The sequence below is a fragment of the Danxiaibacter flavus genome, assembly GCF_041060425.1.
GTDB classification, from domain to species: Bacteria; Bacteroidota; Bacteroidia; order Chitinophagales; family Chitinophagaceae; genus Danxiaibacter; species Danxiaibacter flavus.
This window is the reverse complement of the sequence record NZ_JAULBC010000001.1, coordinates 1,358,041-1,373,353: the sequence shown is the minus strand read 5'-3', so window position 1 is coordinate 1,373,353 and position 15,313 is coordinate 1,358,041. Positions and strand designations below refer to the sequence as shown.

General features: G+C 41.9%; 8 protein-coding genes. 4 read left to right on the top strand and 4 right to left on the bottom strand.

Features of this window, described 5'->3' with window-relative positions; all coding sequences use genetic code 11:
* Positions 1–130 precede the first annotated feature (130 nt).
* The 3 genes from QTN47_RS05230 to QTN47_RS05220 form a co-directional block, all read right to left on the bottom strand.
* Positions 131–424, bottom strand: coding sequence for a hypothetical protein (locus QTN47_RS05230; protein ID WP_369328272.1), 294 nt, complete (start codon positions 422–424; stop codon positions 131–133).
* Positions 424–1,209, bottom strand: coding sequence for a 5'/3'-nucleotidase SurE (gene surE / locus QTN47_RS05225; RefSeq protein WP_369328271.1), 786 nt, complete (start codon positions 1,207–1,209; stop codon positions 424–426). The genes QTN47_RS05230 and surE overlap by 1 nt, the downstream gene beginning before the upstream one ends.
* A 95-nt stretch (positions 1,210–1,304) precedes the next feature.
* The gene (locus tag QTN47_RS05220) at positions 1,305–1,682 is read right to left on the bottom strand and encodes an STAS domain-containing protein (RefSeq protein ID WP_369328270.1); all 378 of its coding nucleotides are present in this window, start codon (positions 1,680–1,682) and stop codon (positions 1,305–1,307) included.
* A 98-nt stretch (positions 1,683–1,780) separates the two neighbouring features.
* Here QTN47_RS05220 and QTN47_RS05215 point away from each other — a divergent pair, with 98 nt between their 5' ends.
* Together QTN47_RS05215 and QTN47_RS05210 are read left to right on the top strand one after the other, a co-directional pair.
* Positions 1,781–4,309, top strand: coding sequence for an ATP-dependent Clp protease ATP-binding subunit (locus QTN47_RS05215; protein ID WP_369328269.1), 2,529 nt, complete (start codon positions 1,781–1,783; stop codon positions 4,307–4,309).
* Positions 4,310–4,476: 167 nt separating this feature from the next.
* A complete protein-coding gene (locus QTN47_RS05210; protein WP_369328268.1) occupies positions 4,477–7,578 on the top strand; it encodes a T9SS type B sorting domain-containing protein in 3,102 nt (1,033 codons plus the stop codon).
* Between the two features lie 38 nt (positions 7,579–7,616).
* Here the strand turns inward: QTN47_RS05210 and QTN47_RS05205 are convergent, their stop codons facing one another.
* Positions 7,617–8,657, bottom strand: a complete 1,041-nt coding sequence (locus tag QTN47_RS05205; RefSeq protein ID WP_369328267.1) for a LacI family DNA-binding transcriptional regulator — start codon at positions 8,655–8,657, stop codon at positions 7,617–7,619.
* A 234-nt stretch (positions 8,658–8,891) separates the two neighbouring features.
* Between QTN47_RS05205 and QTN47_RS05200 the strand changes: the two genes are divergently transcribed.
* On the top strand, positions 8,892–12,176 hold the full coding sequence (locus tag QTN47_RS05200) for a VCBS repeat-containing protein (protein ID WP_369328266.1): 3,285 nt from the start codon (positions 8,892–8,894) through the stop codon (positions 12,174–12,176).
* A gap of 42 nt (positions 12,177–12,218) precedes the next feature.
* Positions 12,219–15,305, top strand: a complete 3,087-nt coding sequence (locus QTN47_RS05195; protein ID WP_369328265.1) for a SusC/RagA family TonB-linked outer membrane protein — start codon at positions 12,219–12,221, stop codon at positions 15,303–15,305.
* The last annotated feature ends 8 nt before the right edge of the window (positions 15,306–15,313 follow it).

The following is a 15,313-nucleotide window of genomic DNA, read 5'->3' as shown; positions in this document are numbered from 1 at the left end:
TGTATGAACGATCAGGATAAACTTAAATCCTGGTAACAAAGAAAAGATTTATTGAAAATGCTGGCTACTTCTGCAAACGCAATTAATTCCGGCATTTTAACATGATGCCATCTAACAGGGGTAATATTGTCTAAAAAACGAGCTTCAGCAAGAGGGTAGCAATCGCATATACGCAAGTGATATAAAAGATCCCCTTAGCCGTGCTGTCCTTCTTTCTATTAATATAAATAGTAAAAAGCACCGCATTCATGAACAGGGATACACTTACCATACTGGTAATGATCTTCTTCTCGATGCCAAGAAACTTAATAAAATCTGTGAAGCTTACTGAACTAAACTTCCAGAAATAAAAGGCTATCATACCGGCAACGGGAGCAAATAAGCCGAGAATGACGCCATACAGCAGGTTGTCTTTTTTAAACATCAGTTGTGTAATACTTTTTCAAGTTTCGCTTTAAGGGTATAATGGGTAAGATCGAACTGAACGGGCACTACACTTATGTAGTTATTTTTCAGCGCCCATACATCGGTATCTTTTCCTTTGTCAAAATTTACAAATTCACCCGTAAGCCAATAGTAATTATGCCCGCGGGGATCCTTTCTCTCGGCAAATTCTTCCTCATATTTTGCATAAGCCTGGCGACACACCTTCATTCCTTTAATCAGGCTTTCAGGTATGCCGGGAATATTTACATTCAGGCATAAATGTTTGTCCAGCGGCTTATTCAATATCTGCTCAACCAATATCCGTGCATATTTTTGCGCTGCAGTAAAGTCAGCTTCAATACTATAATCCATCAGGCTAAAACCAATGCTCGGAATACTTTCTATAGCCGCTTCAAGCGCTGCAGACATTGTGCCTGAATAGATGACATTAATGGAGTGGTTCGGCCCATGGTTTACACCACTTAAACAAATATCAGGTTTGCGATGCAATACTTTATCTACAGCAAGCTTTACACAATCTACCGGCGTACCGCTGCACTGATAGGCTTCTACGCCTTCAAAAATATGCATAGGGTGCAGGCGCAAAGGTTGTCCTATTGTTATTGCGTGTCCCATTCCGCTTTGAGGCTTGTCCGGTGCTACTACCACAACTTTACCCAACCCTTTTACCGCTTCTATCAATGCTCTGATACCAGGTGAAGAAATTCCGTCATCGTTGGTAATTAAAATAACCGGTTGAGCTTTCTTTTTCGCTTTAGCCATAAACGCAAGATAATGAGAAGATTATTAAACTATATCTGATTCTGTTGGGTAATGATAAAATAACATTAAAACATTGACAAATTCGCTGGGAAAGCTTATTCCTGATCATTAAAAAGTTCTCTTTCAATCTCATCCATCTGCACAATATCCCAGGCTTCACTTTCTGAGGGAACAATATTCAATAACTCCAAAACGTTATATTCTTGTAATTGTTTTTCAAGCTCTTTATTTATTTCACACACAACAAAAGAGGCTTTGTTCTCAGCAAATTTTTCCTGCAATGCGGGCAACTCCTGAGCAATTTTTTCGTCTATTCCATTAACATATTTCATGTTAAGGATAATATTTTTTATGTCTTTTTGCAGGAAATTTATGCATAGCGACGTAAATTGTACTGTTAATTTGTCAGATATTCTTTCAACGTCAGGCGTAATAACCGTAAATTTTTCCTTGGTATCAATTTTGACTTGCATAATTGTATTATTAAATGATTAACAGTATGTGCATAAATCTGCTGTAACAAGGTCCAAATTTATTTGTTATAATTGTATCAATACTAATTTAAATTAACATGGATAACAACTTTTCAGCCCAGGTAAAAGAGATCATTTCATTTAGCAGGGAGGAGGCGCTTAGGCTGGGGAATGATTTTATTGGCACAGAACATTTGCTGCTGGGGTTAATCCGCGAAGGAGAAAATACAGCCATAAAAATCCTCAAACAATTAAATGTTGATTTGTACGAGTTAAGAAAAGAGGTAGAACTTGCCGTTAAGGACAAGACTGGTAAAAATATTGCACACATCAACAGCCTGCCGTTGACCAAACAGGCAGAAAAAGTTATAAGGGTTACCGTTCTCGAAGCGAAAGCTTTAAAAAGCCCGCTTGTAGAAACAGAACACCTTATGCTATCTATTTTAAAAAACAAAGAAAATATCGCTACACAAATACTTGGTCAGTTTGATGTAGACTATGATATTTTCAGGAATGAACTAGGTATGGTAAGAAGTAATGAGCCGAGAAGTGAATATGCCGAAGAAAATGATGACGATTTTGAAGATGAGAAAAAGGGATATTCCTCACAACAAAGAAGTAAACAACAGGGTAACGCTAAAAGCAAAACACCTGTTTTAGACAATTTTGGACGCGATATTACCAAACTGGCAGAAACCGGTGCACTGGATCCCATTGTTGGCAGGGAAGAAGAAATTGAAAGAGTTTCACAAATACTCTCCCGTCGTAAAAAGAACAATCCGATCCTGATTGGTGAACCAGGCGTTGGTAAAACAGCTATCGTTGAAGGTCTTGCATTGCGCATTGTTCAACGTAAAGTTAGCCGTGTGCTGTTCGACAAAAGAGTGATAAGCCTGGATCTTGCAGCTCTTGTTGCAGGTACCAAATACCGCGGACAGTTTGAAGAGCGTATGAAAGCTATCATGAATGAGCTGGAAAAGAACAGGGATGTGATCCTCTTCATTGATGAGATCCACACAATTGTAGGTGCAGGTGGCGCCAGTGGTTCACTGGATGCAAGCAACATCTTCAAACCTGCTCTTGCCCGTGGCGAACTCCAATGCATTGGCGCTTCTACACTGGATGAATACAGAATGTACATTGAAAAAGATGGTGCACTTGACCGTCGTTTCCAAAAGGTAATGGTTGATCCTCCAACAGTAGAAGAAACAATTCAGATCTTAACCAACATCAAATCCAAATACGAAGATTACCATAATGTAATCTATAGCGATGATGCAATTGATGCGTGTGTTAAACTGAGCGACCGTTACATGACAGACAGGCTGTTGCCGGACAAAGCAATTGACGTTTTGGATGAAGTTGGTGCAAGAGTTCACTTAAAGAATATCAACGTTCCTCAAAACATCCTCGATCTTGAAAAACAGATAGAAGATATTAAACAGGAAAAGAATAAAGTTGTAAAGAGCCAACGTTTTGAAGAAGCTGCTGCTTTGCGCGACACTGAAAAACGTTTGGGCGAAGAACTGGAAAAAGCAAAAGGCATTTGGGAAGAGGAAAGCAAACACAAACGCTACCCAATTGACGAAGAAGCCATCGCTGAAGTAGTGAGCATGATGACAGGTATTCCAGTGAAGAGAATGGTTCAGGCTGAAACAGAGAAGTTGAGAAAAATGAGCGATGATATGCGCGGAATGGTTGTAGGCCAGGATGAGGCAATCAGCAAAGTGGTAAAAGCCATTCAACGTAACAGGGTTGGTTTGAAAGATCCTAAAAAGCCAATCGGAACATTTATATTCCTTGGTCCTACCGGTGTTGGTAAAACAGAGCTGGCAAGGGCATTAGCAAGATACATGTTCGATTCTGAAGATGCATTGATAAGAATAGACATGAGTGAATACATGGAAAAATTCACCGTGAGCCGTTTGATCGGTGCGCCTCCCGGCTATGTAGGTTATGAAGAAGGTGGTCAGCTTACTGAAAAAGTACGCCGCAAACCTTACAGCGTAATTCTGCTGGATGAAATTGAAAAAGCACACCCTGACATCTACAACATTCTGTTACAGGTATTGGATGATGGCCAGCTGACTGACGGTTTAGGTCGTAAAGTAGATTTCAAAAACACGTTGATCATCATGACTTCCAATATTGGTGTGCGCCAGTTGAAGGAATTTGGTGATGGCGTTGGATTTGCAACTGCATCACGCTTGCAGAACCAGGAAGAAAATAACAAAGCTGTTATTGAGAAAGCGCTGAAACGCACGTTCTCTCCTGAGTTCCTGAACCGTATTGATGACGTTGTGATATTCAACACACTTAGCAAAGACCACATTTTCGAGATCATCGATATTTTGATGAAAGGCGTGATGAAACGTCTTACCAATCTTGGATTCTCTTTGGAACTTACGTTGAGTGCGAAGGAATTTATTGCTGATAAGGGTTATGATGCGCAATTCGGTGCAAGACCATTACACAGAGCTATCCAGAAATACCTGGAAGATCCTTTGGCAGAAGAGATCCTTAACATGCACGTTAAACAAGGTGACGTTCTTGTTGCCGACTTTGATAAAGAGAACAACAAAATTGTTTTTGAATTCAAGAAAACAGAAGAAGGTGCGAGTGTTTAAATTTTAAATAAAACAACAGGAAACGGCTCCAGTTTTGGGGCCGTTTTTTTTTGTTCAACTCCAGCTTATCGAATTTTTAAAATCGGACCGGACCGCTTATACAGTTTTCTTTGCCATTTGTTTTTTCCCGGATACCTTCGTCCCCATTGAAATAAAACAACTGATACTTGGCCCTTTTTAACGTAAACTCGTATAAAACTAGTCTGACAATCGTTTTGATGCTGATTGCCTTTATTGCTAAGGCTCAAAAAACAGTCGTGTGTGATTCTTATGGGGATCTTTACGATTTCAATCCTAAAACTTGCGCATATACAGCACTTGCCGACTGTGGCAGAAGTCTGTATGGAGATGCGTTCTCTGTAGCAATGCGAAAGGATACTTTATACATACTGACAACCAGAAGTATCATTTACCGCCAGATCCTGAATAAGCCAAATTCATGCAAGCTGATTGCCAGATCTCCTTACCAGGGCAATGCGATGACAATTGGTCCTGATGGAACCTTATACATATGTGCCGGAAATACACTTCTTGGGATTAATTCTTATTCGGGACAGCAAACGTTTATCCGCAATCTGCCATATTTCTCCGCCGGTGACCTTTTCTTCTATAAAAAGGAATTATACCTGGCTTCTGATCAGGGCATCATCCAAATAAATATTGAAGAACCTTCCTTAAGCCGCCTTTACATCCCGAACCAGGCCAGTTTCTTTGGCATTATCAACATACCGGATGGATGCAACCAGAATAAAGTATACGGCATTTCATCCTCGATTTATGAGCTTGATTTTGAAAACAGGAGAATCGGCCGGATAGTTTGCACGCCACAGATTTCTATTTTTGACGCAGCCAGTATTACCGAGAATGGCTATACAGAGGGCGTGAATATTGATGCGATTAACGTAGAAAATATATGTTCTCCGGCTACAAGTATTGGCAGTATCCAGGTCAAAGCCGGCACCGCTGCGCCAGGTTCCACGTTGACATATAGCATTAACGGCGGTGCAACCAATCAAAGCGGCGTTTTTCCCAATCTTGCCGAAGGGGTTTATGCGATTAATGTAAAAGCAAGCAACGGATGTTTTGCGGATTCAGTAGCCACCATACGAAAGGGAAGTGTGCCAAAAGTCTCCGTTCTAATACAACCGGATACATGTTTCAAAGCCGTTGGCTCAATTCATATTGCCGGCAGCACAAATGCGCCTCCGTTGACTTATACGCTCAATAACACGATGTCTCAGACTGAGCCGTTGTATGAAAAGCTGCATGCAAAACAATACAAATTGCGCGGAACGACTGCAATCGGGTGCTACATGGACACCTCATTCACAATTAATTCTTACATGCCTCCTACCCCTTTAAAAGCCATTAGTGCTATTCCCGAAATATGCAATTTGGGCAGCATTACACTTAGTTATGAAAACAGGGTTAATGCAGTCAGACTGAACCAGATTCCTTTAGGACAACCCACCACTATCCCTGACTTACGGGCAAACGTTTATACGGTTACGCTTGAGACTGACCGCTGCAATTATGATACATTGATTGAAGTAAAAAAAGAATTACCTGAACATCCAAACATATTGATCTTGGCCGATACTCCTACATGTACCGCAAAAAAAGATGGAGCGATCCGTTTCGACATTACAGGAAACAATGCTCCATTCTCATTGTATTCAAATGATACACTTGCTTCAACGCCCAATTTCCAGATGTTGGCAAACGGTAATTACACTTTTAAAATAAAAGACAATGCAGGTTGTATTTGGGATACTGCAGTATCACTCTTTTATACGCGCGTCAAGCCTGGTTCTGTGATTAACACATCCAACGCTATTTGCTGGTTAAAACCGAATGGTGCAGTCTCGCTATCTATTACCGGGAAAGATCAGCCTTATACATTTGCATTTAACAACAATAGTTATGCTTCAAATGACTCAATAAAAAGCTTGTACAGCGGCTCTTATCAGCTCCAGATTGCTGACAAAAACAATTGTATCACAGATACATTGCAGGCAGTTGTGGGCACAACCAATTCCGCATTGCAGATTGAAAATATTCAAAGCACGCCTACCCTTTGCGATGCCGGAACGGGAACAATAACCTTTACAATGAACGAGAACGCCGGCCAGGTTTATTTATCACTCAACAACCAGGCTTTTCAGGATAAACTTTTTTATGATGGGTTAAAAGAAGGCACACAGTATTTCAAGTTAAAAGACAACAACGGCTGTGTGGCTGATACCAGTCAATCCATTGCGCTGCAAAAGCTGCCAACGCCGGTACAAAACATCCGGTTAACTCCTGAGATCTGCGAGAAAAAAGGAAGCATAGCTATAGAGTTATTTTCCGGCAAAACGGCAACTAATTTCAGACTCAACAATGGCATTGTGCAGGAAAGTCCCTTTTTCGCTAATGTATCCGCGGGCGTCCATTACATTTCGTTTATTTACAATGGCTGCTCGTTTGATACTTTAGCAACTGTAGAAAAAACAACCACTCAAAAACCATCTATCGGTATCACGACAAGAGATGTAGATTGTTATGACAGAAACAATGGGCATATTTCCATAAACGCCGGCAATGGTTCATCTCCGTATACTTACAGCTACAACAACTCACCCTTTATAAATGACGCAAAGATCACCAGCCTCACACCCGGTAATTATACAATAAGCATTAAAGACAGTTATGGTTGTATCTGGGATACGATAGCTACGATCAATCCCTTCGTAATTATCAAGCCTTCCGTTAATCTTATTGCCAGGACGCCCGTTTGTTTTGTGGACGAGCGTGCCACACTGCAAGTTTTCATCAATGGCCCGGAAACACCCTACAGGTATAGCATTGGTAACTCACTCTACAATACGGGTAATGAAATAAAATTGTTGCCGGGCATGTACCAGGCTTACGTGAACAACAAAACCGGCTGCGTACTTGACTCTGTTCAAATAGATCTGTCCTATTCGCAAACAGGGATATTACCATGCGATACGATAATGGTACCGAATGCCTTTACACCCAATGGCGACATGAAAAACGATTATCTCCGTCCTGTGGTCAATTACGGATTTGTTTCAGATTATTCATTCTCGGTGTTTAACAGGCTGGGACAACTATTGTTCCATACAACGGCGATAAATAAAGGCTGGGATGGAAAAATTAATGGCCAGGTACAACCGCCGGCATCTTATGTTTGGATGATGCAATACAAAACACGGGCTGGAAAACATGTTACGCAGAAAGGTACAGCGGTTTTGATCCGATAGTTACTGTTTGAGGCTTTAATGAAAAGTAATTTTAGAAATCATGCGTTCAATTCCGTTCCGGGAACACCTGAGCAGGCCGTGGATTGCCGCTCCATTAATACCGAAGGAATAACAATCTGTTCCCCTTCCAATACAAAATTGTTTTTTTCCAGAGATTTGAAAAGCAATAGAGCCGCAGATTCACCCATTTCGAATGCCGGTTGCGAAATAGTTGTAAGTGAAGGATTTAAAATAAGTGCAGTAGCCAAATTGGAGAAACTTACAATTTTAATATCATCGGGAATTTTTATTCCCATTTCATGACAGACATGATAAGCGACAATCGTAAGACTTTCTGCGGATGCCAGAATTCCATCGGGCTTGCTTTGGCGGGATAAGGCTTCCTTTATCAGTCTGTTATTTTCATCTTCATCATTACAGCAAAACACCACATCAATAGCGTGTTCCATACCGGCATCACATAGAGCCTGCTTATACCCTTCCAGTCTATCCATTGAGATCGATAACGTGCGGGAAAAGGACAAGTAAGCGATCCGGTGACATCCTTTCTCGATGAGATGTTTGGTTGCTATACGGGCTGCTTCAAAATCGTTCGTTACAACTTTTGCCGTGTTGATTTCAGGCAATACCCTGTCAAAAAAAACAACCGGAATACCATTCGCCTGCAGTTCATTAACATGATGGTTCTCTGTAGTTTCTCGTGATACCGAAATGAGTACACCATCTACTCTTCCACTCTTAAAATCGTTAAGAATAGAACATTCTTTGTAAGACAGCTCATGCGTTAAGTAAACCAATACATGATAGCCCTTGTCCTGCGCCACCGTTTCTATTCCTTTTATTGCTGCAGAAAAAAAACTGTCTGCAATGTCCGGTAACACCACGGCGATGGTTTTACTTTTGCGTCGTCGAAGACTGCTGGCATATGGATTTGGCACATAGTCAAGATCTTTAGCCATTTCCCTCACCCGTTTTTTGGTTTCCGCACTTATTTCGTGGCTGTCCTTCAATGCCTTCGATACCGTGCCCGCGGACAGATTTAATTCCTGAGCCAGCTGCTTGATAGTGATTGTGCTCATAAGTTAGCTGTTAAGTCCTTAACCGCGGGAAAGGTAATATTTTCACTGCTTATTTACGAAACCGGTTTCGTAAATAAAAAATATAATATTGAGAACTCACGCTTACAAATACCCCATATTCGCCGAAAATAACTGCGTCACCCTCCGGAAATTAATTGCATGGAATCATCACGCTTTTTAATAGCAATTATTGCGTGCCTCATAGTGTCATCATGCGGAAAAAAACAATCTGCATTGTTTACAGAAGTACAGTCTTCCCATTCTCATATAGAATTTAAAAATGATATACAGGAAAACCCGGATTACAACATTCTCACATATGAATATTTGTATAACGGAGCGGGGGTTGCTACAGGAGATGTAAATAACGATGGATTACCGGACATAATGTTCACCGGCAATATGACGCCTAACAAACTTTATTTAAATAAGGGAAATTTTGAATTTGAAGATATTACAGATAAAGCAGGTGTAGCCGGAAGAAGCAAGTGGAAAACCGGTGTGGTTATGGTTGATGTTAATGGCGATGGAAAACTGGACATGTATGTCTGTTATTCCGGACCAGGAACCGATGAACAACGCGCGAATGAACTATATATTAACCAGGGATTAAAAAATGGTGTTCCCTGGTTTAAGGAAGAGGCAAAAGCTTACGGCATTGATGCACCGGGTACGTTTACTACAACCGCATCTTTCTTCGACATGGACAATGATGGCGACCTGGATATGTTCCTGGTGAACCATGCTGATATGTTTTATAACCCGTTTTTCAATACGGATAAACTTCGTTCAACCCGTCATCCAAAATTTGGTAACCGGCTGTACAGAAATGACAACGGACATTTTGTTGATATAAGTGAACAGGCGCATATCGACGGCAGTGGACTCAACTTCGGGTTAAGTGTTGCTACCAGCGATCTGAATAATGACGGCTGGACAGACATTTATGTTACCAATGATTATGATGAAAGAGATTTCTTATATATCAATAACCACGATGGCACGTTTCACGAAGTATTGACCAAAGCTGCAGGACATATCTCCGAGTTTGCCATGGGTTCAGATATAGCTGATTATAACAACGATGGCCGGCCCGATATAATGGTGCTTGATATGCTGCCAGAGGATAACCACAGGCAAAAATTGCTGAAGGGCGCCGATGCGTACGATAAATACACCATGCGCCAGGAACATCATTTTCACAAGCAGCAAATGCGCAATACGTTGCAGATGAATAATGGTGTGGATTCAGCGGGCGATCCGCTTTTTAGCGAGGTTGGCCAGCTTGCGGGAATTTCCGCTACAGACTGGAGCTGGGCGCCACTTTTTGCAGACTTTGACAACGATGGATGGAAAGATCTTTTCATTACCAATGGCATTTTTAAAGATATTACAAATCTTGATTTTGTAAAATATACTTCCGGCTACACGGCTTCGCTTACAGCCCAAAAAGGATCAAAAGAAGAAATGTGGCAGCTGATCCAGCAAATGCCAGCTACTAAACTATCTAACTATCTTTTTAAAAACAATCATAATCTCGGCTTTGAAAATGTGACAACCAACTGGGGGCTTTCAAAAAAAGGAATAAGTAACGGAGCCGCCTATGCGGACCTGGATAACGATGGAGATCTGGACCTGGTTGTAAATCAACTTAATGACCGTGCGACCATTTACCAGAATAATACTTCAGGCAATAAGCAATCGCATTACATCAGGATAAAACTGCAGGGCGACAACCAAAATACACTCGGCATAGGCGCAAAAATATCTATCGAAACAGCCAAAAGCCATCAAACACAGGAACAATTCCTGACCCGCGGCTTTCAGTCATCTGTGGACCCGGTTATGCATATAGGACTTGGCAGCGATAGCATTGTTCAGCAAATACAGGTGAACTGGCCGGGAGGAAAAAGATCTGTATTAAAGAACATTCATTCGGACACATTATTAACCATCTCAGAAAAAGATGCTGATACAAGCTCAGCAACTCCAATAAAAAAAACACCGGATGCGATTTTTGAAGACATAACTGCATCATCTGGTATTCACTTCACTCATCAGCCTTCGTTATTCGTTGACTTTAAGATCTCTCCATTATTGCCATACCAATTGTCAAAGCTAGGCCCGTGCCTGGCAAAAGCCGACATTGACGGCGATGGATTGGAGGATCTTTTTATCGGTGCGTCTGCCGGACAAGAAAGCGTATTGTATCTGCAAACAAAAGAAGGCAGCTTCAAACCTTCTCAGTCACAACCCTGGAACAACGATAAAGGATATACAAATGCAGATGCGTTGTTCTTTGATGCAGACAAAGATGGAGATATGGATCTTTATCTCGTTAGCGGCGGAACTGACTATCCTGCAAACAACAAATACTACCAGGACCGGATTTTTGAAAATGATGGCAAAGGCAATTTCAGGCAGGTTACAGATGCGCTTCCGGCGGAGGCACTCAGCGGAGCATGTGCAAAGGCTGCAGATATCAATAAAGATGGTCTGCCGGATCTATTTGTTGGCAGCAAATGCATACCAGGTAAATTTCCCGTAAGTGCGGAAAGCTTTGTCTTGAAAAATATGAGCAGGCCCGGAGCGATCAGGTTTGTACAAGACGCTTCTCAAAAAGATACTTCGCTGCTAAACTGTGGAATGGTGTACGACGCTATGTGGGTGGATCTCAATAAGGACTCCTGGCCCGATCTTATTGTCGCTGGCCAATTTATGCCGGTAAAGGTCTTCGAAAATCACAACGGTGTACTTTCTGATCAAACCAAGCAATACGGACTTACCGATACAGAAGGCTGGTGGACAAGAATTTTAGCCGGCGATTTTGACAATGATGGAGACACAGACCTGGTTATAGGTAACATAGGCAATAATATTCCTTTTAAAGCCTCTGTAAAGGAACCGGTAACTATTACCTATGGTGACTTTTATGGCAATGGAACAATCAACCCTGTTTTATGTTATTATAATGGGGGAAAGAGTTATCCGTATTTCTCAAGAGATGAAATGATTGACCAGGTTCCTTCGTTACAAAAGAAATTCCTCCACTACAGTGACTATTCGGATGCACAGCTAAAGGATCTGTTTACAGAAGAGCAGCTAGCCAAAGCAAAGACCATCAAACTAACACAAACAAATTCTCTTTTCTTAAGAAATCAGAACAACAAGAAATTCGACGCGGAACCATTACCTGCACAGGCACAAATAAGCATGGCGAACGGACTGGTTGCCGAGGATATTGATAAAGACGGAAACACTGACATTATTCTCGCAGGAAATTTTTATCCTTTCCGGGTGCAGATAGGTCCATTGGATGGTGGTACCGGACTTGTTCTGAAGAACAAAGGCAACGGCAATTTTCTTCCGCTTGATTATGCACAAACAGGACTATACCTGAATAATGACACAAGGAATATCATCAAACTAAAAGGAGGTAACAACCTGTACATAGTGGCTGCGAATAATAATGGCCCTGTCAGGATTCTAAAACAGGTAAAATCAAACGCTCTTCCTTAATAACAAGCTGACCTTTTATTCACAATTAAACCAAACACCAGTATGAGATGGAAGCAACGCATATTAACTGCTCTTTTCATCATTCTTGGCACAACCGCTGTATTTGCCCAGTCTACTGTTACAGGAACAGTAACTGATCCCGACGGCAAAAAACTACAAAGTGTTACTGTGGGTGTACCGAAAACATCTACCGTAACAACAACCGATGAAAATGGAGCTTTTCGTATTACCGTCCCAGATGGTACCACGGAACTGGAATTTACGCTCGTGGGTTATCAAAAGCAAACCCTTCCAATAAAGGGCAAAACTGCAATCAACGTAACCTTGCAGGCTGCAGCCAATGCACTTGCAGATGTTGTTGTTGTTGGTTACGGTACCCAACGTAAAAGAGACGTGACGGGTACCATTGCCAGCGTTAAAGGAGATGACATAAAAAACATCCCGGTTAGCAACGCGGCGTCAGCCCTTCAGGGCCGTGCTTCCGGCGTTGATATTGTTCGCGCTGACGGAGCACCTGGAAGTATTCCTACAATCCGTATAAGAGGAACGGGTACAATCAACAGTGCAGATCCGTTGGTAGTTATTGACGGCGTTCCCGCAGGCGGTCTCAACGATGTTAACTCCAATGATATTGCCTCCATAGAAATTCTGAAAGACGCATCGTCTTCAGCCATCTATGGAACCAGGGCCGCAAACGGTGTAGTGCTTATCACTACCAAGAAAGGAAATTTTGGCGACAAGGCTAAAACGACTGTGAATGCGTACACAGGTAATTCAAATCCACTCAAGTATCTTGACCTGGCGACAGCGCCTGACCTGGTAAAGCTGAAACAGGAAGAATTTACCAACGATGGTAATCCCGTACCGCCTATTTGGAATGATCCCTACTATGCCACACAACGTACAGACTGGCAACGCGAGCTCTTCAATACAGGCAAAACAAACAATGTGGATGTTGCCTTACGCGGAGGAAGCGCCAGTTCCAATTTCAGTCTTTCAGGAAACTATTACGATGAAAAAGGCATGATCATCAACACCTATTTTCAACGTTATAGTGCGCGCTTTAATTCTGAACACAAATTGGGTAAAAGGCTAAAAGTCGGAGAAAACTTTCTTTATTCGTTTACCAACAGCAGCGGTGTAGATACAAGATCAACACAAACCGGGTTGGTATGGACCGCACTGCGTTTCAATCCCGCAATTCCGGTGCACAATCCCGATGGTTCATGGGGAAGCTCCAAGGCCAGTAACGAGTTAGGAGACATTAACAATCCGGTATTTACCGCGGCTACCACAGATCAGTCCAACAAAAACAACCACATTTTAACCAATGCATACATTGAGTTGGAAATCATCAAAGGGCTGACTGCCAAAGCCAATTTTGGTTACGACTATAACATGTACAACGGTTATAATTTTGCCATTGCAACACCCGATCAAACTAGGGTTAACTCACTGGCTAATTTAACACGAAGTTACAGTCAGGGCACTTCATTTTTGACTGACTATTTTCTTACTTACAATAATGTTTTCAACAACACGCACAGTGTAAATGTTACTGCTGGCTACTCTGCACAGAGCTTTAACAGTGAATCCTATTCAGCGGCAAGAAGTGGTTACGATGATCCGGCCTGGGATCACAGGATCCTGAACAACGGTAGCAGTGCCAATCAGTTCGCCAATGGATCACAGGGCGCAAATGGACTGAGATCTTATTTTGTAAGGGCCAACTATGCTTATAAAAGTAAGTACCTGGCCACTTTCACCTGGCGCGACGATGGCTCAAGCAGGTTTCCGCCAGACAAAAGATGGGGTTCATTCCCGGCATTTTCTTTGGGATGGAGGATCTCCGACGAGAAATTCTTCAAGGATAATGTTTCTTTTATAAACACCTTGAAAGTTACCGGCGGCTGGGGCCAGATGGGTAACCAGGAAATTCCCAACTTCCAGTATCTGTCTATCATCCAGAGTGGCGGTGGTATTACATACAACTTCGGCAGCAATACCAACATAGTTGATGGCTCTTATGTAACCAGCCTGTCCAATCCCAACATCACATGGGAACGGGCTGAAATGAGCAATGTCAGTCTTGAATTTGGCTTGTTACAAAACAAACTGAATGGTGTGGTTACTTATTTTAACAAAAACACCAAGGATATGCTGATACCATATTCACTGGTAGAAACTTACGGGGCAACGATAAACATTCCTGGCGGCAATGTTACTATTCCGAATCAAAACCTGGGATCCCTCAACAACCGTGGTGTTGAAGTTGAACTGAACTACAGCAATATGGCAGGAAGAGTAAGTTATTCAGCCGGTGTAAATGCTTCTTTCATTAAAAATAAGGTTACGCATTTGTATGGTACTAAAGCTGATTATATAGGTTCTTCATTCTACGGACGTCAGTCAATCGAAACATCCAGAACCTATGAGGGCCAGCCAATCGCTTCTTTCTACGGATATAAAACAAATGGTTTGTACCAGAATCAAAAAGACATTGATGACGATCCAAACAGGAAAAACGATCCGAACAGAGGTGTGATCAAACCCGGAGATGTACGCTTCCTTGATGTAAATGGCGACGGCATTGTAAATGATCAGGACAGGGTTAATCTCGGAGATCCCAACCCACGTGTAACACTTGGCATAAACGGTAGTGTTGGTTATAAAGGATTTGACCTGGCCTTTTTGTTTGCCGGTGCATTTGGTCACAAACTGTATAATGCTGACAGGCTCACAGGTCTTGACGGCACACAGGTTTTCAACCTTTATGCAGAAGCAAACAACAGGTGGCACGGTGAAGGAACAAGCAACAGCGTTCCCCGACTGAGCAGAACAAATGCCAATCAAAATAACAGGTCATCAGATCTCTGGGTTGAAAGTGGTAACTATCTCGCACTAAAGACTGTTACACTTAGCTATACTTTCAAGAACGTACAAATTGCAAAGGTTCCCATGCCGCAAACAAGAATTTACTTCAGCGGCTACAACTTGTTCTATATAACCAAGTACAAGGGCTATACACCGGAACTGGGTTATACTGATGGCAATAAACAAAGAGGTGTAGACGTGGCACAATATCCATCCGCAAGAACGCTGACCATTGGAGCAACCTTTAATTTTTAAAACAGAGA